This window comes from Croceicoccus sp. Ery15, from assembly GCF_020985305.1.
Lineage (GTDB): Bacteria > Pseudomonadota > Alphaproteobacteria > Sphingomonadales > Sphingomonadaceae > Croceicoccus.
Genome location: NZ_CP087588.1, coordinates 3,296,114 through 3,315,727, shown reverse-complemented (window position 1 = coordinate 3,315,727; position 19,614 = coordinate 3,296,114). Strand labels below are relative to the sequence as shown.

The 19,614-nt window shown below is 62.5% G+C and carries 21 protein-coding genes and 1 pseudogene; 7 read left to right on the top strand and 15 right to left on the bottom strand.

Annotated elements, in window-relative coordinates; all coding sequences use genetic code 11:
* Nucleotides 1–2 precede the first annotated feature (2 nt).
* The 3 genes from dcd to LOZ77_RS16170 all read right to left on the bottom strand — a co-directional run bounded on the left by dcd (nt 3) and on the right by LOZ77_RS16170 (nt 1,876).
* A complete protein-coding gene (dcd, locus tag LOZ77_RS16180) occupies nt 3–557 on the bottom strand; it encodes a dCTP deaminase (protein WP_230279996.1) in 555 nt (184 codons plus the stop codon).
* Nucleotides 558–650: 93 nt separating this feature from the next.
* The gene (locus tag LOZ77_RS16175) at nt 651–1,394 is read right to left on the bottom strand and encodes a glycoside hydrolase family 25 protein (RefSeq protein WP_230279995.1); all 744 of its coding nucleotides are present in this window, start codon (nt 1,392–1,394) and stop codon (nt 651–653) included.
* Complete coding sequence (locus LOZ77_RS16170; protein WP_230281908.1) at nt 1,394–1,876, bottom strand: UPF0262 family protein; 483 nt, start codon at nt 1,874–1,876, stop codon at nt 1,394–1,396. Before LOZ77_RS16170 ends, LOZ77_RS16175 begins: the two co-directional genes overlap by 1 nt.
* Nucleotides 1,877–2,119: 243 nt before the next feature.
* Here LOZ77_RS16170 and LOZ77_RS16165 point away from each other — a divergent pair, with 243 nt between their 5' ends.
* Nucleotides 2,120–2,791 (top strand): glutathione S-transferase family protein, encoded by a 672-nt coding sequence (locus tag LOZ77_RS16165; protein ID WP_230279994.1) that lies wholly within the window; start codon nt 2,120–2,122, stop codon nt 2,789–2,791.
* Between the two features lie 39 nt (nt 2,792–2,830).
* Here the strand turns inward: LOZ77_RS16165 and LOZ77_RS16160 are convergent, their stop codons facing one another.
* Nucleotides 2,831–3,778, bottom strand: a complete 948-nt coding sequence (locus tag LOZ77_RS16160) for a complex I NDUFA9 subunit family protein (RefSeq protein ID WP_230279993.1) — start codon at nt 3,776–3,778, stop codon at nt 2,831–2,833.
* Between the two features lie 168 nt (nt 3,779–3,946).
* Here LOZ77_RS16160 and LOZ77_RS16155 point away from each other — a divergent pair, with 168 nt between their 5' ends.
* The 3 genes from LOZ77_RS16155 (at nt 3,947) to LOZ77_RS16145 (ending at nt 9,014) form a co-directional block, all read left to right on the top strand.
* The gene (locus LOZ77_RS16155; RefSeq protein WP_230279992.1) at nt 3,947–6,160 is read left to right on the top strand and encodes a spermidine synthase; all 2,214 of its coding nucleotides are present in this window, start codon (nt 3,947–3,949) and stop codon (nt 6,158–6,160) included.
* Between the two features lie 152 nt (nt 6,161–6,312).
* Complete coding sequence (locus tag LOZ77_RS16150) at nt 6,313–7,686, top strand: amidohydrolase (RefSeq protein WP_230279991.1); 1,374 nt, start codon at nt 6,313–6,315, stop codon at nt 7,684–7,686.
* Nucleotides 7,683–9,014 carry an amidohydrolase family protein gene (locus LOZ77_RS16145; protein ID WP_230279990.1) on the top strand — a complete coding sequence of 444 codons (1,332 nt, stop codon included), beginning with the start codon at nt 7,683–7,685 and terminating at the stop codon, nt 9,012–9,014. The genes LOZ77_RS16150 and LOZ77_RS16145 overlap by 4 nt, the downstream gene beginning before the upstream one ends.
* Nucleotides 9,015–9,053: 39 nt before the next feature.
* Here LOZ77_RS16145 and LOZ77_RS16140 read toward each other — a convergent pair whose 3' ends face one another.
* From LOZ77_RS16140 to LOZ77_RS16125, 7 genes and pseudogenes are all read right to left on the bottom strand, one after another.
* Nucleotides 9,054–10,286, bottom strand: a complete 1,233-nt coding sequence (locus LOZ77_RS16140) for a mechanosensitive ion channel family protein (protein WP_230279989.1) — start codon at nt 10,284–10,286, stop codon at nt 9,054–9,056.
* Nucleotides 10,287–10,333: 47 nt separating this feature from the next.
* Nucleotides 10,334–10,540, bottom strand: coding sequence for an acetyl-CoA carboxylase biotin carboxyl carrier protein subunit (locus LOZ77_RS17990; protein ID WP_370638028.1), 207 nt, complete (start codon nt 10,538–10,540; stop codon nt 10,334–10,336).
* Between the two features lie 92 nt (nt 10,541–10,632).
* Complete coding sequence (locus tag LOZ77_RS17985; protein ID WP_370638088.1) at nt 10,633–10,839, bottom strand: hypothetical protein; 207 nt, start codon at nt 10,837–10,839, stop codon at nt 10,633–10,635.
* Nucleotides 10,840–10,864: 25 nt separating this feature from the next.
* Nucleotides 10,865–11,032 carry a hypothetical protein gene (locus LOZ77_RS17980; RefSeq protein ID WP_370638027.1) on the bottom strand — a complete coding sequence of 56 codons (168 nt, stop codon included), beginning with the start codon at nt 11,030–11,032 and terminating at the stop codon, nt 10,865–10,867.
* Nucleotides 11,022–11,168, bottom strand: coding sequence for a biotin carboxylase N-terminal domain-containing protein (locus tag LOZ77_RS17975; protein WP_370638026.1), 147 nt, complete (start codon nt 11,166–11,168; stop codon nt 11,022–11,024). The genes LOZ77_RS17980 and LOZ77_RS17975 overlap by 11 nt, the downstream gene beginning before the upstream one ends.
* 71 nt (nt 11,169–11,239) lie before the next feature.
* Entirely contained in the window at nt 11,240–11,734 is a 495-nt protein-coding gene (locus LOZ77_RS16130) for a nuclear transport factor 2 family protein (protein WP_230279988.1), read from the bottom strand.
* A gap of 5 nt (nt 11,735–11,739) precedes the next feature.
* Nucleotides 11,740–12,275 (bottom strand): annotated as a pseudogene (locus tag LOZ77_RS16125) (carboxyl transferase domain-containing protein); the annotation flags it as partial.
* Between the two features lie 419 nt (nt 12,276–12,694).
* On the opposite strand from LOZ77_RS16125, the gene LOZ77_RS16120 reads away from it, so the two are divergent.
* Nucleotides 12,695–13,564, top strand: a complete 870-nt coding sequence (locus LOZ77_RS16120; RefSeq protein WP_230279987.1) for a hypothetical protein — start codon at nt 12,695–12,697, stop codon at nt 13,562–13,564.
* A 39-nt stretch (nt 13,565–13,603) separates the two neighbouring features.
* On the opposite strand, the gene istB is transcribed toward LOZ77_RS16120, so the two are convergent.
* The 4 genes from istB to LOZ77_RS16100 form a co-directional block, all read right to left on the bottom strand.
* Nucleotides 13,604–14,371, bottom strand: a complete 768-nt coding sequence (istB, locus tag LOZ77_RS16115) for an IS21-like element helper ATPase IstB (protein WP_048578302.1) — start codon at nt 14,369–14,371, stop codon at nt 13,604–13,606.
* Nucleotides 14,368–15,858, bottom strand: a complete 1,491-nt coding sequence (istA, locus tag LOZ77_RS16110; protein WP_081261070.1) for an IS21 family transposase — start codon at nt 15,856–15,858, stop codon at nt 14,368–14,370. Before istA ends, istB begins: the two co-directional genes overlap by 4 nt.
* Before the next feature lie 100 nt (nt 15,859–15,958).
* Nucleotides 15,959–16,192 carry a hypothetical protein gene (locus LOZ77_RS16105; RefSeq protein ID WP_230279986.1) on the bottom strand — a complete coding sequence of 78 codons (234 nt, stop codon included), beginning with the start codon at nt 16,190–16,192 and terminating at the stop codon, nt 15,959–15,961.
* 34 nt (nt 16,193–16,226) lie between these two features.
* Complete coding sequence (locus tag LOZ77_RS16100) at nt 16,227–17,729, bottom strand: oligosaccharide flippase family protein (protein WP_230279985.1); 1,503 nt, start codon at nt 17,727–17,729, stop codon at nt 16,227–16,229.
* A gap of 206 nt (nt 17,730–17,935) precedes the next feature.
* On the opposite strand from LOZ77_RS16100, the gene LOZ77_RS16095 reads away from it, so the two are divergent.
* Both LOZ77_RS16095 and LOZ77_RS16090 read left to right on the top strand, forming a co-directional pair.
* Nucleotides 17,936–18,742, top strand: a complete 807-nt coding sequence (locus LOZ77_RS16095; RefSeq protein WP_230279984.1) for a Stf0 family sulfotransferase — start codon at nt 17,936–17,938, stop codon at nt 18,740–18,742.
* A gap of 8 nt (nt 18,743–18,750) precedes the next feature.
* Complete coding sequence (locus LOZ77_RS16090; protein WP_230279983.1) at nt 18,751–19,608, top strand: glycosyltransferase family 2 protein; 858 nt, start codon at nt 18,751–18,753, stop codon at nt 19,606–19,608.
* Nucleotides 19,609–19,614 lie beyond the last annotated feature (6 nt).

The following is a 19,614-nucleotide window of genomic DNA, read 5'->3' as shown; positions in this document are numbered from 1 at the left end:
CTTTAAAGACGGGGCAGCGTCACACCGCGCTGCCCCATATATTTGCCCGTGCGGTCGGCATAGCTCACCTCGCACGGCTCGTTCCCTTTCAGGAACAGGAACTGGCACGCGCCTTCGTTCGCATAGATCTTGGCGGGCAGCGGGGTGCTGTTCGAAAATTCCAGCGTGACATGCCCTTCCCAGCCCGGTTCCAGCGGGGTGACATTCACGATGATGCCGCAGCGCGCATAGGTGCTTTTGCCAAGGCAGATGACCAGCACGTCGCGCGGCACGCGGAAATATTCGACCGTGCGGGCCAGCGCAAAGCTGTTGGGCGGGATCACGCAGACATCGGTCTGACGGTCGACAAAGCTGTTGGCGGCGAAATCCTTGGGGTCCACGACCGCGCTGTCGACATTGGTGAAGATCTTGAACTCGTCCGCGACGCGCGCGTCATAGCCATAGGACGACAGGCCGTAAGAAATACAGCCGTCGCGCCGCTGCGCCTCGACAAACGGTTCGATCATGCCGCTTGCCTGTGCCTGTTCGCGGATCCACCGGTCCGAGAGAATCGCCATCGTTGCTCCGATCAATAATTTGCGCGCCGGTCTGCCCAATCGCCCCGCGCGGGGGCAACCCTTGGCATGCAGCTAACTGTGCAAGATATTGCCTCAGCCTGCCTCTTCGGCGGGATCGCTGCGCATCACCAGCCAGCCGATCGACATGTCCAGTTGCGGCAGGCTGAGCGCGCTGTTCGCCGTCCAGATCGTCCAGTTTCCGCCCGCATAGGCCGGTTCCGCGCGGTCCTGCGCCAGCCACAGCGGACGCTGCGACCGCGCGCCAAAGCCATAGGCTTCCTCGAACGCGGCGCTGGGGGCCAGAATGGCGCGGCGGCCTGCATGCGCCTCGATCTGGTTGAGGAATGTAACCAGCTCGCTCTCCACCTCGGCCGCGCGGACGGGGCGCGGGCAATCCTCGCCGGTGGCGTCCAGCTGCACCGCGGGCGGCAGCAGATCGCCGTCGCGCGGGACCAGGGTGACGAAATTGGCCGATTGCCGGTCGGCAGGGACGCAAGGGTCGAACACATGCACCGCCCCGACGGGCAGGCCCGAACGCCCCGCCCGCTCATGCTCTTCGGCAAAGCGCTCGTTGCGGCCCGATGCGCCGATGCTGGCCGTGGCATAGAGAAAGCGGACCAGCGGCGCGCCATCCGCGCCCCCTTCGGCAAGGGTCAGCACGGTGCGCGCATCGTGGCGCTGGTCCAGCCATGCGCCCTGCACCGGATAGGATTTGGCGGACGGTTCCCAATGGGCCGCGTGCCACCATGCCGATCCCGCGCCCGTCAGCAACGCGCCCGCCAGCACGACCGCGCCCATACGCCATATACGCCTGTATTTCTTCACGATTTCGGCCATCAACCCCGGATATGCAGCACGCAGATCAGCGTGAACAGGCGGCGCGCGGTGGCGAAATCGGTTTCGACCTTGCCTTCCAGCCGCTCCATCAGCAATTCGGTCGAACGGTTGTGAATGCCGCGCCGCGCCATGTCGATCGTCTCGATCTCGCCCGCCGTCGCCTTGCGGATCGCCTGGTAATAGCTGTCGCAAATGGCGAAATATTCGCGGATCGGGCGGCGGAACCGCGCCAGCCCCAGCAGCAATGTTTCCAGCGGACGGTCTTCCTCGTCCTTGACCGCGATCGACAGCCTGCCGTCAACCACCGACAAGGAAAGACGATAGGGGCCCAGATGCCCTGCCTCCCACGACCGCAGCGGTTTGAAGCTGTTTTCCTCGATCAGGTCGAAGATGGCGACGCGGCGTTCCTGCTCGATATCCGGATTGCGCCACACGATCGTGGCCTCGTCCAGAGTGATATCGATGATGCGTGCGTCCGCCATAAGGGCGGTGCCATCGCAAATGGCGGCTTTGCGCACAAGCGCCTTTGGCAAGAACCGCCCGCCTGCCCCGCCGCCTGCTGCCGCAAAGCCACGCAACACCTTATGAACAGGCACACTATTATTGGTAAGCCTTGTTGACGCGGCCCCATGACAGGAGTCTATCGAAAAAGTGGATTCGCAGGCGGTGCGAGAGGGACAGGGATCGCCGGCGAAAGGCAATCGAGGGACGAATTTTCAACAGCCATGTGGCGGCTTCATCACTTCGCTTTATGCCCGTTCAGTCGCAAGCTGCGCTTGTTGATGAGCGAAAAGGGCGTGCCCTATACGCTGGAGCCCGAAAATCCGTGGGCGTTGCGCGACGAATTCTATCTGATCAATCCGGCGGGGCGGACCCCTGCCTTGCGGCATGAGGAAAAGGACACCGTCCTTGCCGACAGCCGCGCAATTGCCGAATATCTGGAAGAGACGGTCGAAAAGAACCCGATGATCAACGGGCCTGCCGCCAACCGGGCCGAAATCCGCCGTCTGGTCGCGCTGTTCGACGAAAATTTCTGGGGCGATGTCACTGCCCCGCTCCTCACGGAACGCTATGCCAAGCGGGTGGTGCTGAAACAGGCGCCCGATTCGCGCGCGCTGCGCGATGCCATGCGGCTGGCGGACCAGCATCTCGATTATTGCGACTATCTGATCGACCACCGCCGCTGGCTGGCGGGCGCGACGATGAGCCTGGCCGATCTGACGGCGGCGGCGCAGATTTCGGTGGTCGATTATCTGGGCGGGATCGACTGGCGCGGGCACGAATCCACGCGCGGCTGGTATTCGGTGCTGAAAAGCCGGCCCAGCTTTCAACCGCTGCTATCCGACAAGGTAGATGGCGTCCCGCCGCCGCGCCATTACGCCGACGTCAACGCCTAGTGCACGAATTCGGGGTCCAGTAATTTAGGATCCACGAACTCAGGCAGCGCGTTCGTCGCCGAACCGGCCATGCTTGCGATAGCGGACCATCCAGCGGTCGAGGAACAGGCTTAGCGGACGGGGCTGGATGCCCAGCTTTGCGATCCCCGGCATATCGTCGCTGGCCACATTGCCCTGCGCCAGCATCTTGTACTGGTCGCCGCTGATCGGCGCGCCGGGCAGGAAACCCGAAGCCGTTGCAATGGCCGATCCGACCATGTCGGGCAGCGCGGCGAAATGGCGATTGCGGCCCTGCGCGGCGGCAATCCGTTCGTTCAGATCCAGCATGGTGACCACTTCGGGGCCTGCGATCTCGTAAATCTTGCCGCCGTGTTTCGCCGGATCTTCCAGCGCGGCCACCACCGCCTCTGCCGCGTCGTCGACGAACAGGGGCTGCAGTTTCGCGTCGGGCGCGAACACAGGCATCACCGGCATGGCAGCGATCATCCCGCCGAACATGTTGAGGAACTGATCGTCCGATCCGAACAGGATCGACGGGCGCAGCACGGTCGCCTTGGGGAAGGCGGCCAAAACATGCAGTTCGCCCTCGCCCTTGTACTTCTGGTAATCGATGTCCGACGCCGCATCGGCGCCGATGGCCGACACATGGACCAGTGCCGACACACCCTTGGCCGCCGCGATCCGCGCGACATCGCCCGCGCCTTCGCCCATTACCGCATTTAAATCGCCCGCGAACGCGCCGACCAGATTGACCACCGCATCGGCCCCGTCGATCACCGCCGCCAACGAAGCCTCGCTGCGGATGTCGCAGCGCGCGAACTGAATCTGGCCCAGATTGGCCAGCGGACGCAGCGAGAACGCATCCTTGGGATTGCGCGATGCCACCCGCAGCCGTGCGCCGCGTTCCAGCAGGGCCTGCGCCACATGCGTTCCGAAAAAGCCGCTACCGCCAATCAGTGTGACAAGCTTGCCCTTCAAAACCGACATGTCGTGCCCTTTGCTGTCGCAGCCTGTGGCCGCCATTCATACCAAGCCGCGCCTTAGGCCAAGCGCGCCCCTTCCTGCAACTGCTCAAACGCGGGGAATATCCCCCCATCCCGGATTGCAAGGGCCAGCCGATCCCCTATGCATAGAAGCGATGAGGGCGATTTACCGTTGACCGAAGCCGTTGCCAGACAGCCGCGCACCATTTTCGCGCGCCAGAACCTGTTCGTCGCCACGATCCTGACCGGCAGTTTCCTGCTGTTCCTGATCCAGCCGATGGTTGCGCGATTTGCGCTGCCGGTGGTGGGCGGCGCGCCCAATGTCTGGAACAGCGCGATGGTGGTGTTCCAACTGCTGTTGCTGGGCGGATATCTGTACAGCCATGCCATTGCGCACCAACCGATGCGGCGACAGATCGTGCTACATCTGGCCCTGCTGGTCGCCGCCGCCCTGACCCTGCCGATCGCGCTATTCCCGCTGCCGCCCGCTGCGCCGGGTTGGGAAGCATTATGGGTGCCCGCCCTGTTCCTGCTGTCGATCGGGCCGGTGTTCTTCATGCTGTCGTCACAGGCATCGCTGATGCAGCGCTGGTTCGCCGCCTCTCCCGAAGCAGGCGATCCCTATGTGCTTTATGGCGCATCCAATCTGGGCAGTTTCGGCGGGCTGATCGCCTATCCGCTGATCTTCGAACCCACCATGCCGCTGGATACGCAAAGCCATTTATGGAGCGCGGGATTTGTCGCGCTGATCGTGATGGTCGGCTTCGCGGGCTGGTCGCGCTGGCACGCCAGCAGCGATTTTGCCGAATATGTCTCTCCTGACGAGGAAGAGCGCGAGGCACCCGCCGCCACGCCAAAACTGATGGCGCTGTGGCTGGCGCTGGCGGCGGTGCCGTCGGGCCTGATGCTGTCGACCACCACCCTGCTGACGACCGATATCATGGCCGCGCCGATGCTGTGGGTGATTCCGCTGGGGCTCTATCTTCTCAGCTATTCGGTCGCGTTCAGTGAAGAGGGGACGCTGGCAGGGCATCTTTCGACCATCGCGCCGATCACCCTGCTGTTCGTCGGCGCGCTGGCCGTGTCGCCCGCCGGACAGGCCAGCATGAAAATCGCGATCTCGATGGCGGCGTTGTTGTTTCTGGTCGCCGTGGCCCTGCACAAGCGGCTGTTCGACCTGCGCCCCGATCCGCGCCATCTGACGCTGTTCTATCTGATGACGGCACTGGGCGGGGCGATCGGCGGCATTTTCTGCGCCCTGATCGCGCCATTGGTATTCGACTGGATTTACGAACACGCCATCTTGCTGATCGCGGCGGCCATGCTGCTGCGGCCGCTGGAACTGCCCATTGTCACACCGCTACTGCGGCGGCGTGGCTGGCTCTCGGCGGCGCTGGCGGCGGGTGCGCTCTTGCTGACGGCGTGGCTTGCGTACGAGCTTTCGCAGGCCGCCATCTATGGCGTAAAGGTCCAAGTGGCGGGCTTTGTCGTACTGATCACCTGTATCGGCCTGCTCGTCGCGTCGCGCCGCTGGCTCTATGTGCCGGTGCTGGTCATGCTGATGCTGGGCCATCAGGGATGGTCGACGATCCGGTCCAGCCTCGACGGAGATCGGGCACGCAGCTATTTCGGGGCCTATCACATCGAAAATTCGCCCAGCGGCGCGCTGCGTTACCTGACCCATGGCACCACGCTGCATGGCCAGCAATTCACCGACCCCACGAAAAAGGACAATCCGACCAGCTATTACGGCACTACATCGGGCATCGGCATCGCACTGCAACAGGCGCCCGAAGATGCGCGGGTCGGCATCGTCGGACTGGGGGTCGGCACGCTGGCCTGCTATCGCAAACCCGCCCAGCAATGGGTCTTTTACGAGATCGACCGGCAGGTCGTGCGCTTTTCGGAAGAGGGCGAGTTCAGCTTTCTGTCCGATTGCACGCCCGATGCGCGCATCGTGATCGGCGACGCGCGTATCGCGCTGGATCGTGCGGCGCATGACAGCCTTTACCTTTTGGCCATCGACGCGTTTTCGTCCGATGCGATCCCCGTCCATCTGCTGACGCAAGAGGCGTTCGATATTTACGGCGATGTACTGGCCGATAACGGTTTGCTGCTGGTCCATGTTTCCAACCGCTATCTCGACCTTGCGCCCATGGTGGCCGCACTGGCTAAAAAGGGTCGCTGGCACGGTGCAATGCGCGAGGATAGCGAAGATCTGGCCACCGGAACCACGCCATCGCTTTGGATCGCGCTGACACGCGACCGTGATGCATACAACCGGCTGATAGAGGCCGAAGGTCCGTCATGGGCGCAATTGCCGCCCGCCAGCCATCGGCCATGGACCGACGACAATGCTTCGATCCTGCCGGTAGTCAGCTGGTAAAGCGGCAAGAGCGAGAGCGCGGTAAGGCCGAGGCGCAGGCAAAGCCCCTTGACCGCGGCGGCCAAGGCAAGAGATAGGTTCAACTGATACCATCTTGCGCATCGCGCGAATGGTGCGAACCGCCCCACCCTTTCGGAAAAGGGAGCCTGATCTTGCCTTCCAGAAGTTTCGTCACCAAAGCCGCGCTGCTGGCCTGCGCCGCAATTGCGCTTTCGGCCTGCGCCGCCGACCGGACGGGCACGCAATCGGCGTCGCCCGCGCCGGTATCGTCCCAACCCTATCCATCGACATACACCCCCTATCCGGGCCGACCGACCGCGCTGACCGGTGCGACCGTGTTCGACGGCAAGGGGGGCGAGATCGCGAATGCCACCGTGCTGTTCGAAAACGGCAGGATCACCGGCATCGGCGATGCATCGCTGGGGGTGCCCGCAGGTTATGACCGGATCGACGGAACGGGCAAATTCGTCACCCCCGGCATCATCGACATCCATTCGCATCTTGGCGACTATCCCTCGCCCGATGTCGGCGCGCACAGCGACGGGAACGAGGCGACGTCGCCCACCACCCCCGAAGTATGGGCCGAACATTCGGTATGGCCGCAGGATCCCGGCTTTTCGCGCGCACTGGCCAATGGCGGCGTGACCGCGCTGCAAATCCTGCCCGGTTCGGCGAATCTGATGGGCGGGCGTTCGGTCACGCTGAAGAACGTGCCCGCGCTGACCGTGCAGGGGATGAAATTTCCCGATGCGCCCTATGGGCTGAAAATGGCTTGCGGCGAAAACCCCAAGCGCGTTTATGGCGGCAGGGGGCAGGCGCCTTCGACCCGCATGGGCAATTTCGCGGTGAACCGGCAGACGTGGATCGACGCGCAGGATTACGACGGCAGCGACCGCGATCTGGCCAAGGAAACGCTAAAGGCCGTGCTCGACGGCGAGATCCAGGTTCACAACCATTGTTACCGCGCGGACGAGATGGCGCTGGTGATCGATATGGCCAGGGAATTCGGCTATAAGGTATCGACCTTCCACCATGCGGTCGAAAGCTATAAAATCGCGGACCTGCTGCGCGAGAACGACATTTGCTCGGCCGTCTGGGCCGATTGGTGGGGCTTCAAGATGGAGGCCTATGACGGCATCCTCGAAAATGCCGCTCTGATCGAGAACGCGGGCGCTTGCGTCGTCATCCACTCCGACGATCAGGACGGTATCCAGCGCCTTAATCAGGAAGCTGCCAAGGCGCAGGCCGCGGGCAGGCGCATGGGCATCGATATTCCCGACGGCAGGGTGATCGGCTGGATCACGCATAATCCGGCCAAGGCCATGGGCATCGACGGCGTTACCGGCAGCCTTGAAACCGGCAAGAACGCCGATGTGGTGCTGTGGAACGGCAATCCGCTGTCGGTCTATTCGCGGCCCGAGAAAGTGTGGATCGACGGCGCGCTGATGTTCGATTCCAGCGACCCCAAACGCCGCCCCGTCAGCGATTTCGAACTGGGCCAGCCCGGTGAGGGAGATGTGAAATGAAAAGGCTGATCAGCGCATTGGCGCTTTGCGCCGCCATCGCCGCCCCCGCCGCGGCGCAGGACATGGCCATCACCGGCGCGACCGTTGCGACCGGCGACGGCAGCGAGCCGGTCGAAAACGCCACCGTCGTCGTGCGCGGCGGCAAGGTCGTGGCGGCAGGCGCGGGCGTTGCCGTGCCGGCCGGCGTTCCGGTCGTGGACGGCACCGGCAAATGGGTCACCCCCGGCCTGTTCGCCGCCGTCACCGATCTGGGCCTGTGGGACGTTGCCGCCGTCAGCGAAAGCAACGACCGCGAGGCGGACGGCTCGCCGTTTTCCGCCGCGCTCGACATGTCGGTCGCGATCAATCCCCAGTCGCAACATATCCTTGTCAGCCGCATGGGCGGGGTCACCCGCGCCAGCGTGATCGGCACGGCGGGCAATACGATTTTCTCGGGCCAGGGCGCAATCATCGATCTGGGGTCCGATGCCAATGCGGTGACAAAGGCGCGGGCGTTCCAGTTCATCAACCTCGACGAAACCGGCGCGCGGCTTGCGGGCGGCAGCCGCACGGCGGCCCATGCGCTGCTGCGCAATGCCCTGCGCGAGGCGAAGGAATATGGCGCGCGTTCAGGCGCATCTTCGGCCAAAGACCCGCGCATGGTGGAAAGCAATGCCGATCGCGGGTCCGATGCGCTGCTCACCCGTTTCGACGCTGCCGCCCTGGTGCCGGTGGTGAACGGGACACAGCCGCTCTACGTGCAGGTCGATCGCGCAGCCGACATTCGTTCGGTGCTGGCGCTGAAGGGTGAGTTTCCCAAGCTCGACCTTGTGCTGGTGGGCGCGCACGAAGGCTGGCTGGCTGCACAGGACATCGCGGCGGCGGGCGTTCCCGTCATCGCCTTTGCGCTGGACGATCTGCCCGTCGCGTTCGAGGAGCTGGCCGCGACGCAAAGCAATATCGGCCGGATGAAGGACGCGGGCGTGACCGTCGCCATCGGCCCGTTCTCCGACGATTTCCAACCGCGTCAGGCCCCGCAATATGCGGGTAATCTTGTGGGCCTGCAAAAAGTGCCCGGCGCGACCGGCCTGACATGGGGCGAAGCATTCGCCGCCATCACCTCGGTCCCCGCCAGGATCGCGGGGATGGAAGGACAGGCAGGCGTGCTCGCCCCCGGCGCACATGGCGATGTGGTGGTATGGGACGGCGATCCGCTGGAACTGTCCTCTGCCCCCGAACGCGTGTGGATCGACGGGGTGGAACAACCGCTCGACAACCATCAAAGCGCATTGCGCAACCGCTATCGCGACCTCGATCGCAGCGATCTGCCCAAGGCCTATGACTGGTAATCAGGGTGCCGACCGGCGCGGGCATCAGGCCCGCGCCGGTCATGCCTTGGCCGACGCCCCTGCCAGACCCGCGCGCATGTCCATGCCGCTGGGCTGCTGATAGAGGTGCAGGCCGAATTCGGGCAGGATCGCGATCAGATGGTCGAAAATATCCGACTGGATCGCCTCATACTCGCCCCATGCGGTCGTGTCGGTAAAGCAATAGATTTCCAGCGGCAGACCCTCTGGCGCGGGCGGTAATTGCCGGACCATGATCGTCATATCCGCGCGCACATGCGGGTGTTTCTGCAAATAGGCGACCACATAGGCGCGAAACGTGCCCATATTGGTCAGGCGGCGCGCGTTGACGGGGCTATCGCCTGAATGCGTTTCACCGGCATTTTTCGCGTTCCATTCGCCCAGCTCGGCCTCTTTCGCCGCCAGATAGGGGCCAAGAATGTGGAACCGGCGGAGCCCGTCGGCCTCTTCGTCCGACATGAAGCGGATCGCGCTCTGGTCGATATGGATCGCGCGCTTGATGCGGCGACCGCCCGCCTCGGTCATGCCGCGCCAGTTGCGATAGCTGTCGGTAATCAGCTTGTGCGTGGGGATCGTGGTGATCGTCTTGTCGAAATTCTGCACCTTGACCGTGTGCAGCGCGATATCGATCACATCGCCATCCGCGCTCATCGACGGCATCTCGATCCAGTCGCCCACGCGCAGCATGTCGTTCGACGCGATCTGCACCGATGCGACCAGCGACAGGATCGTGTCCTTGAACACCAGCAGCAGCACCGCCGCCATCGCGCCAAGACCGGACAGCAGTAGCAGCGGCGACCGGTCCATCAGCGTCGCAATGGCCAGAATCGCCGCGCCGCAATAGACGGCGATCTTGACCACCTGCACATAGCCCTTGATCGGGCGGTTCTTCGCCTCGGGCCTGCGCGCGTAGAGTTCGTTCACATAGTTCAGCGCCCCGCTGATGGCGAAGGCGATGAACACCACGATCAGCGCATTGCAGACATTGTGGACGACGATCACCGCCTCGTCGGGCAGGTTGGGCACCAGATTGATGCCATTGCCCACCACCATGGTCGGCGCGACATTGGCCAGCCGCGCCGCCGCGCGATCCGCCGTCAGGCTGCGCGTGTCGAGGAATGGCGCCGCCGCGCGCAGCAGCACCTTCTTCAGCAGGAAATTGACGACCAGCGCCGCCAGCGCCAGCAGCACAAGGCCGATGGCCGATTGCGCCCAAAGCGGCTGTTCGTGGAAAAGCGTAAGAAGTTCCGACATGGCGCGGGCGGATGCCGGAAATGGCGGGCCGGTTCAACCCGCCCCGGTTACTCGCCTTCCTCGGCCTCGATCTGCGCGAGCATCGCCTCCACCTCGACCTGCCCGCCGACACTGGCCGCCAGATCGCGCACCGTGCCCGCGAAAGGCGCGGTCAGCGCGTGCTCCATCTTCATGGCTTCCAGCACCATCAGGCGCTGACCTTCGGTGACGCTGTCCCCTTCGGCCACGTCCAATGCGATGACCTTGCCCGGCATGGGGGCAAGGATGGCGCCGTCTGCGGCGGAGTGGTGACCGGTGCCGCGCGATGCTCACGAGAATTGGAAATAGCGCCCTTCATCAAAAACAATCAGGTCATCGCCAATCGCCCCATAAAAAATAACCGAATTCTGGTCGAGTTCCGCCTTGTCGCTTGTCCGCGTTTCACCCGCGAAGTTGATCGAAAGGGATAAATCTGGATCAGCGCAGCCAGATGGGCGAGATCGGTCCGTGCCATGGATCGATCATGTGCGTGCGCCGCCAGTTTGGCGATCATTGGGTCGTCATGGGGAGATATGGTTTCCCCTTTTTCAACGCCGGTTTCAAACCGGAATTTTGTATCCGGCTAGATCGGCGCCTGTGACGGCCCCGGTCACCGGATGCTCGACCTGAAGGCTGGTGTTCATTTCCATAAAAAAGATGCGGTCGGCGCGCAGCCCTTTGTATGCGTCGGCGATGAATTCGATGGTGCCCGCGCCTTCATAGTCCACCGCCTTGGCGGCGCGGACGGCGTCGACGCGGGTCGCTTTCGGCAGCGGGCGACGGGCCGATATGCACCGCCTCGTCCGCCATGCGCACATGCAGCGCCTTGGCATCGGCACCGGAATAGACCGCAACCGTCGCCACGCCCATGGCGCGTTTTGTGCGGATGATGCGTCAGGCAATCTCGCCCCTGTTGGCGACAAGAAGCCTGGCAATCATTCGGAATTCTCCGGCGCGCCCAGTGCGGCGCATTGGGCGACGGGTTCGACCGAGTAGGTCATATTGGTCACGCGCCACACCCCCTCGCTACGCGACAAAGAGATCGATTCCATGCCGCAATGCGATTTCTCGCCATCGATCCAGAACGCATAGGGTGCCCAGACATGCGCCATATCGCCATGCTGCAATACAGTGGGAATGCCCATCCGCTCAGTCAGCTTATGCTCGTCCGGCCCTTCGCGGTCGGTCATGATGGCATTGGACCGGATCAGCAGCTTTGGGGCATCGGGCTCCATCCGGTTATGGATGAAGATCATGCCTTCGGGCGCGATCACTTCGCGGAATTCTTCGGCATCTGCGGTGCCCAACCGGTCGAACAGCGCATTGACGGTGGCAAGGATGGCCGTTCGGTCGTCACCTTCGGCGGGAGGCGGGACGGCGGCATTGGCAGACAGGACCAGCGCGGCGGAAGCGATAAGAGCAAGGGTCATGATCGTCACATCCTGAAGATGCCGAACGGGGCGCGTTCGGCTATGGGTTCTTCGAGCGTAGCCGAAAGCGCAAGGCACAGCACGTCGCGCGTTTGCGCCGGATCGATCACCCCGTCATCCCGCAGCCGCGCGATGGCATAGTATGGATTGCCCTCGTCCTCGTATTTCTGGCGGATCGGGGCCTTGAACGCCTCTGCATCCTCCTCGCTCCATTTCGCGGCGTCGCAGTCGACGGTGGGCGGTGGGCGATGGCCAGCACGCTGGCGGCCTGTTCGCCGCCCATCACGCTGATCCGCGCATTGGGCCATGTGAACATGAAACGCGGGGAATAGGTCCGGCCGCACATGCCGCAATTGCCCGCGCCGAAACTGCCGCCGACCATGACGCCGGAAATGTTATGCAGGAACAGCAGCGGAATGCGGCGCTGGCAGGCCAGTTCGATGAAATGCGCGCCCTTTTGCGCGCTTTCGGAAAACAGCACACCATTATTGGCAAGGATTGCCACCGGCATGCGCCAGATATGCGCAGAACCGCAGACCAGCCGCGCAAGCAGGCCCGGACAGCCATGACGCAAAAGGCGATATTGCATTGCAACAAGAACCGCAAAATGGTCTACGCCGCGCAGCATGCCGGTCTGTCCGGCCAGTTACATAGTGTCACAACGTTTACCATCGTATCAGCGCGGTTTCGCGCCACTGCGACATCACAATCTGTGTGCAAGGCGGTTAAGACACTGGAAGTTTGACGCTAAAGGTCGTTTGATACTCTCTACATGGTAAATTCAATCGGACCATGTGTGAAGTTGCTGCCGGTAATCTGGCCAGTATCACACGCTTCGATTGCAGAGCGCCCGCCGGAGATGCCAGTGCGATGAACACATATGCGAACATCTCGCCCCAGCGCGAGATCGCAATCCGGCCCCTTGCCCCGTCCCTCGAACGGCTGCGGCTGCAAAGCTATGTGCTGGTGGCGCTCTGCGATCTTGCGATTATCATGGTCTCGTTCATGATTTCCGGCTTCCTCCGCCAGGATAATTTCCTGCTGCCTTCGGCCATGCGCCAGGCAATGCTGCTGATGCCTATGTTTGCAGTGCTTGCCCTCTTCAATCGCACCTATTCGGCGCAGGCACTCACCCATGCCGGTTTTGCCGTCTCGCGCGTGATTTCTGCCATGATGCTGGCGACCGGACTGCTGCTATTCGTCACATTCTACGCGAAAATCTCCGAAGATTTCTCCCGCATTGCCTTTACCGTGGGCACCGCCCTTTCGATCGTTCTGATGTCGATCGTCAGGATCGCCATGGTACGATATGTCCGCCGCAACTGGGGCCCGGGCGCGCAGAACGTGCTGGTCATCGACGATGGCGGCCCGATAATATCAGAGCCCTCGTCCTATCAGGTGAGTGTTGGGGCCGATATGCTCGACGTCGGGTTTGACGATCCCCGCACGCTCGACAGGCTGGGCCGCTATGTTGAAAACATGGACAGGGTTATCGTCAGTTGCCCCATGGAAAAGCGCAAGCGCTGGGCGTTTTTTCTGCGCGCCGCCGGTGTCGATGGCGAGGTGGTCACCGAAGTCGGCCACGAACTGGGCGCTATCGGCCTGCGCCAGCATCGCGATTTTACGTCGATGATCGTCGCGGCGCGGCCACTGTCGCTGCGCAACCGGGCGATCAAGCGGATGATCGATTTCTCGGTTTCCGGATTGGCGATTGCGGCACTGGCCCCGCTTTACCTGCTGGTCTGTCAACGGCGGCGTAAAAGTCGTCCATTGGGCGGAGCAAAACCAGGCCACTTGATCCGGGTGTTGGCGAGCGCCGGGAGGGCGTAGCCCGAGCGGGGGTCGCCAACACCCGGATTGCCGTTTCTGTCAGGGGTTGGGACGTGCTTTGCGTGCCTGGCTCTGGGCCAGGCGATAGCTCTCGCCGTTCATCTCGAGGATGCTGACGTGGTGGGTGAGCCGGTCGAGGAGCGCGCCTGTCAGGCGCTCGGAACCGAACGTCTCGGTCCATTCGTCGAACGGCAGGTTGCTGGTGATCAGCGTCGAGCCGCGTTCGTAGCGCTGTGAGATCAGCTCGAACAGCAGTTCCGCGCCGGTTTTGGAGAGGGGCACGAACCCCAGCTCATCGATGATGAGAAGCTTATAGCCGGTCATCTGCTTGTGTAAGCGCAGTAGGCGGCGTTCGTCGCGTGCCTCCATCATCTCGCTGACCAGCGCGGAAGCAGTGATGAACCCGACCGTCAGGCCCTTCTGGCAGGCCGCCAGGCCAAGACCGATCGCGACATGGGTCTTGCCGGTCCCCGACGGGCCAAGGGCGATGACGTTCTCGCGACGGGTAATCCAGTCACAACGCGCCAGTTCGAGCACCTGCATCTTGTTGAGCTTCGGAATGGCGGCAAAGTCGAAGCTGTCGAGGCTCTTGGCGGCCGGGAACCGCGCGGCCTTGATCCGGCGCTCGACCATCCGGCGTTCCCGGTCGATCAGTTCCAGTTCGACAAGCCGAGCAAGGTAGCGGACATGATCTACGCCCTCTGCTGCGCATTGCCGGGCCAGCTTGTCATGCTCGCGCAGGAAGGTTGGCAGCTTGAGCGTCTTGAGGTGGCTGGCGAGCAGCAGTTCGGGAGCTTGGCTGCTCATGCCGCTGCTCCGCCGGTCAACAGCCGCATGTACGAGCGCGCCGATGTTGTCTCCACTCTGGCCCTGGGCAGGTAGGGATAGATCGCCATGTCCAGTCGGGGCGGGCGGCGCTCCACCCGGCATAACAGGAGATGCTTCACCGCATCGAAGCCGATCGCGCCCATATCAAGGGCCTGCTTCACCGCGCCATGCAGATCGGCCAGAGCGAAGCTCTCCAGCAGGCGCAGTACCTGCACATATTCGCGCCGGCCATGCTTGCCCATGCGCGTCTCCATCAGCCGGCGCAGCGTTGTAAATACCTCGGGCAGGTCCCAGCCCTGCAATGGTGCGGCCTGATCGAGGGCATTGATCTTCTGTTCGATCAGGGGAAGGTAATGGATCGGATCGAAGATCACATCCTCGCGCTCGTAGCTGCGCACATGGCGGGCAATGATCTCGCCCCGGCAACCGATCACCACCTCGTCGACATAGCCCCTGATCCACACCTCCTGGTGGCCGAAGCGCACCGGCACCGAGTAATCGTTGGTCCGGTAACGCACCAGCGCCTGCGATGAGACCTGGCCGCTGGTCTGGTCACAGGCCTCGAAGGGGGAAGCCGGCAGTTCCTGCATCGCCGCCAGATCGCGCCGCAGCCTCTCGCCAATCGTCTCACTCTCGCCCCGCAGCCGGTCGTTCTGCCGTTTGCGGCATTGCTCCTCGAGCCACAGGTTGAACGCCTCCCATGTCGGGAACCGGGGGATCGGCACCATGAAGTTGCGCCGGCAATAGCCGACAAGGCCTTCAACGCCGCCCTTATCGTTACCCTTGCCGGGGCGGCCGTAACGATCACGGATCAGGTAGTGCGACAGGAAGGCGCTGAACAGCCTCGCGCGCAGCCGCGTCCCGTCAGGCAGGATCTTCGAGACCAGGCAGCGGTCGTTGTCGTAGACGATCGACAGCGGCACCGCGCCGAAGAACGCAAAGGCGTGGACATGGCCGTCCATCCAGGCCTCGGCAACGGCAGCCGGATAGGCGCGTACGTAGCAGGCGTCGCTGTGCGGCAGATCGAGCACGAAGAAGTGCGCCTTCTGCTCCACCCCGCCGATCTCGACCAGAGCTTCTCCAAAATCTGCCTGCCCATGGCCGGGTGCGTGTGCCAGCGGCACGAACATCTCCCGGCTGCGCTGATCCCGATCCCGGATGTAATCCTTGATGATCGTGTAGCCTCCGGTGAAGCCATGCTCTTCGCGAAGGCGATCGAACACACGCTTCGCCGTATGGCGCTGCTTGCGCGGGACCGACCGGTCCCCATCCAGCCAGCCGTCGATGATCGGTATGAACGCTTCCAGCTTCGGTCGCCGCACCGGGGCGCTGCGACGGTAACCGGGCGGCTCGGAATACGACAGCATCTTGCGGACCGTGTCGCGCGATATGTTGAAATGCTTCGCTGCCGCCCGGGCGCTCATGCCGCCCGCGCAGGCAAGACGAACCTTCAGGTAAAGTTCCACGGTGTAAATCCCTCATCCCTCCTCGCCAGCATCGCGAAAAGGGAAAAAGTGGACGACTTTTACGCCGCCCGCAGCAGCACTTCGCCGCCGCTACCGTGGTCTAATTTTGCACCGCCGTTCTCACCTTGGGTGCCGCGCCATAGCCATAACCCGATCCCAAAACCAGCTTGCGCCGGTCGTCAGGCACAAAGCCCTGTTTCAGCACTGTGCCAAGGCCGACCAGAACCGTTTCGGGCGCCCAATCGCGCCAGCCGGGGATCAAGCCGTCCCAAAGCCAGTCGTTGAGATCGTCACCGAAATTTCCACTGGCGATCTTGAAATAGAGAAGGTCCAACGATCAGCACTCCGCCCAATAGAATGATGTGCGCCTATGCTTCAGCGCCGCGACGCAACATTGCGCCCAGAACCGGCATCTGCATGACCCGTCGGGCCAGTGCCGGAGAGACGGCGGTCAGCGTCCCGCGCAGCAGGGCGGGCTGCGCCAGCACCACAAAGACGAGATAGGTCACACCGCCCAGCGACGCGCCGATCCCCACGCGGACGAAAACCGGCAATTGTTCGAACAAGGGCAACAGGCTGAAAGCAACGACCGGCAATACGCCCACGATTGCTGCGGCCACCGGTATGACGAATACGCGGGCGACATCGGACGGCGCCACTCCGGCGTGTTTGCGCAGAAAATGATAGGCCAGCGGCGTCGTGATCGCACTGCGCGCGACATGTGCCGCCGCCACCACGATCAGTCCATAGGGCGCGGCAAGCCATGCGAACAACAAGCTGGCCACTGCTTGCACCGCAGAGATCCTGATCAGCTCGCCGGGCTGCCCGATGGCCCCAAGCAGGCTTGCGATCAGCCGGTTTGACGTATTGGCGAAAACCGAAAGACATAATACCGACACCAGTGGCCCGGCCTCGGCAAACCGGGTGCCATAGATCAGCGTCCCGATTTCACGACCCAGCACACCCATGAGCGCAAAGACGATAAAGGTCATCAGGCTGGTCGCTTGCAATGCCTTGAGATAGGCCTCGCCCAGCCGCCCGACTTCGCTGCGGAACTGCGCGAAGATCGGAACCGACACCCTGGCAAAGGGCATCACCGTCAGTTGCACGCATAGATCGACCGCCGAAAAGGCGAGGCGGAACAACCCCGCTTCGGCTGTGCCGAGGAACAGCCCGATCACCAGCCCGAAGCCTGACAGGTTCATCGAACTGAACAATTGCGACACGGTATAACGGGCGCCCATTTTCCAGACTTGCGGGACAAGTTCGCCAAGTCGAGACAGGTCAGCTCTCCATCGATGGCTGATCGTCATCAACAGCGTGGAAACCCCGTGATTGACCAGTTGCTGGGCAATCAGCGCCATCACGCCATAACCGTAACTTGCCATTACGATCGCGACCAGACCGCCCGCTGCCACACCGGACAAACGGCGAATGGCCAAGGCACGGAACCCGAATGCCTTGGTCAGCATGGCTTCGTGGACAGTCCCAAGGCCGCGAAGCACAAAGATCGGGCTGAGCATCGCAACGGCCGGTTGCAATGCCGGATCGTCGAACAACAGAGCCAGCGGCCAGGAAGCAGCGAACAGGCCAAGCGAGGCAAGGATGCTGAACGCAAGCGTTGCGACAAAACCTGCCGATTGATGCGCATCGTCGGGATCGGGATGCTGGATCAGATATTCAAAACTGCCGAAACGGGCGACCGGATACAGCACCGTCACAATCATGATCGCAGTGGTCGCCGTACCGAATTCCTGTACGCTGACCAGCCGCAGCAACAACAGCATGATCAGGAACACACCCGCGCGTTCGCCGATATTCGCGACCGATGACCACGCGACGCCAGAGACTGCCTTGCGCTTAAGGTTCACTCGAAATCTCGCGGTAAGGGCGTGGCAGAAGCAGGCGGCAAGGCAACAGGAGCTGACGGAAACATGCTCCCGCGTTCCTTGGTATCGCAAAATCGTGCAGTGCAGCAAGCTGTGCGAGCAAAAATCGCTTTATCGAACCGACTGTTGTTGCAGCTGCGAAATCGGCATCTTATGACGATTTACCGATCCTTGGCATAGTGGAATACATGGCACTCTACAGCGATCAGTTCGATGCCCGTTTCGATTTTCCCGAAGCGGTCGCGCAGCGAACGCTCGTCATCGCTTCGACACCGCGTTGTGGCAGCCATTTCCTTGGCCACGCGATCCAACCGCTCGGACTGTTCGGATCGCCGTTCGAATATGCCAATCCGGCGAATCTGGCCAAATGGCGCGAAGTGCTGGACCGTCGGCCTCTCCCGGATGTCATCAATGGACTTCAGGCGCGGCGGACATCCCCGAATGGCGTGTTTTCGATCAAGGTCCACCGCCAGCATCTCGACAATTTCGGCGGCATAGCCGCAATGCTGGCCCTGCTGCCGGACGCGCGTTTCGTCCATTTGCGGCGGCGCGACATTATGGGGCAGGCAATATCCTTTGCCATCGCACGACAGACGGGCGTGTGGATCACAAGGCAACAGGGCAATGGCGCCGAACCGCGATATGATTTCTTGGCCATCCACGATTGCCTGGTACAATTGACCGATCACAATGCCGATTGGCAAAGGTTGATTGCGACCAGCGGCCGTCCTGCCATTGCGCTGGATTTCGAAGATGCGAAAACAGACCTGTCGCAGGCCGTATCGCAGATTGCCGCCCTTATGGATGTTCCACTGGCCGATCACGGCCCCGCCATTGCGGAAAGAACGCGCCAGCAGGGCGGCGATCGCAATGCCGAATGGCGGGCAAAATTCATCGCGGATTACCGATCGGGCCGATACACACGCCCCATTGCAATGCGCCGCTTGCGCCGCGCGGCAGCGCAGGTCCGTCGCGTGGTTAAAGGCATGGACTGACACGCTCCATGGCTCCCTATTCCGTCATCATCCCTGCCCATAACGAAGGCAGCGTCATCGCCCGTCTGCTCGACGGGCTGCTGGGGCAGTTCGCACCCGGTGATCCGAATGCGCCAGAGGTGATCGTGGTTTGCAACGGATGCAGCGATGACACGGCCACGATTGCGCGAGCCAGGGAGCCGCTCTGCCGTGTTATAGAGCTGGATCGGGGTTCGAAACCGCTTGCGCTCAACACTGGAAATGCGCAGGCCAGCGCGTTTCCCCGCTTCTTCGTCGATGCCGATGTGCTGGTCACCCATCGCGATCTGCTGGCCACTGCCAAGGCACTAGAAGAGCCCGAAGTCCTGGCCGCCGCGCCTGCTATCCGCTTCGACCTGTCGGGCGCGTCGTCGGGGGTGCAGGCCTATTACCGGGTCTGGCAGCAGCAGCCCTATATAACGGATAATCTTGTCGGATCGGGCGTATTCGGCCTCTCGCGCGAAGGGGTGGACCGTATCGGATCGTTTCCCGACATCATTGCCGACGATGCCTATGTCCGGTCGCGTTTTGCATCAACGGAACGGCGTTCGGTCGCGCGATGCGATAGCATGGACATATCGTTCACTGTATTTCCGCCGCGCGACCTTCGCTCGCTGCTGCATGTCGCGGTAAGGCGGCGTCGCGGGAACGAGCAATTGCAGCGATTATATCCCACTCCCGATACGAAGCGATCGACCACCATGCGCAGCCTGCTTGCCAGCGGGCAGGTCTCTATGGGCGATATTGCGATTTATCTGGGCATCATGGTCGGCAGCCGGATCCTGACCAGATTGAAAAGGATTGGCGGCAGTGAAATCGGCTGGCAACGGGACGAGAGTTCACGCTGATGCGCG

What these genes read in the sequence shown, in the direction of transcription:
- istB (WP_048578302.1), bottom strand. Translation starts at nt 14,371, where the DNA reads ATGAGCAGCCAAGCTCCCGAACTGCTGCTCGCCAGCCACCTCAAGACG.
- LOZ77_RS16130 (WP_230279988.1), bottom strand. Translation starts at nt 11,734, where the DNA reads ATGACCCTTGCTCTTATCGCTTCCGCCGCGCTGGTCCTGTCTGCCAAT.
- LOZ77_RS16090 (WP_230279983.1), top strand. Translation starts at nt 18,751, where the DNA reads ATGGCTCCCTATTCCGTCATCATCCCTGCCCATAACGAAGGCAGCGTC.
- LOZ77_RS16165 (WP_230279994.1), top strand. Translation starts at nt 2,120, where the DNA reads ATGTGGCGGCTTCATCACTTCGCTTTATGCCCGTTCAGTCGCAAGCTG.
- LOZ77_RS16175 (WP_230279995.1), bottom strand. Translation starts at nt 1,394, where the DNA reads ATGGCCGAAATCGTGAAGAAATACAGGCGTATATGGCGTATGGGCGCG.
- LOZ77_RS16160 (WP_230279993.1), bottom strand. Translation starts at nt 3,778, where the DNA reads ATGTCGGTTTTGAAGGGCAAGCTTGTCACACTGATTGGCGGTAGCGGC.
- LOZ77_RS16140 (WP_230279989.1), bottom strand. Translation starts at nt 10,286, where the DNA reads ATGTCGGAACTTCTTACGCTTTTCCACGAACAGCCGCTTTGGGCGCAA.
- dcd (WP_230279996.1), bottom strand. Translation starts at nt 557, where the DNA reads ATGGCGATTCTCTCGGACCGGTGGATCCGCGAACAGGCACAGGCAAGC.
- LOZ77_RS16095 (WP_230279984.1), top strand. Translation starts at nt 17,936, where the DNA reads ATGGCACTCTACAGCGATCAGTTCGATGCCCGTTTCGATTTTCCCGAA.
- LOZ77_RS16170 (WP_230281908.1), bottom strand. Translation starts at nt 1,876, where the DNA reads ATGGCGGACGCACGCATCATCGATATCACTCTGGACGAGGCCACGATC.
- LOZ77_RS17990 (WP_370638028.1), bottom strand. Translation starts at nt 10,540, where the DNA reads ATGCCGGGCAAGGTCATCGCATTGGACGTGGCCGAAGGGGACAGCGTC.
- LOZ77_RS16145 (WP_230279990.1), top strand. Translation starts at nt 7,683, where the DNA reads ATGAAAAGGCTGATCAGCGCATTGGCGCTTTGCGCCGCCATCGCCGCC.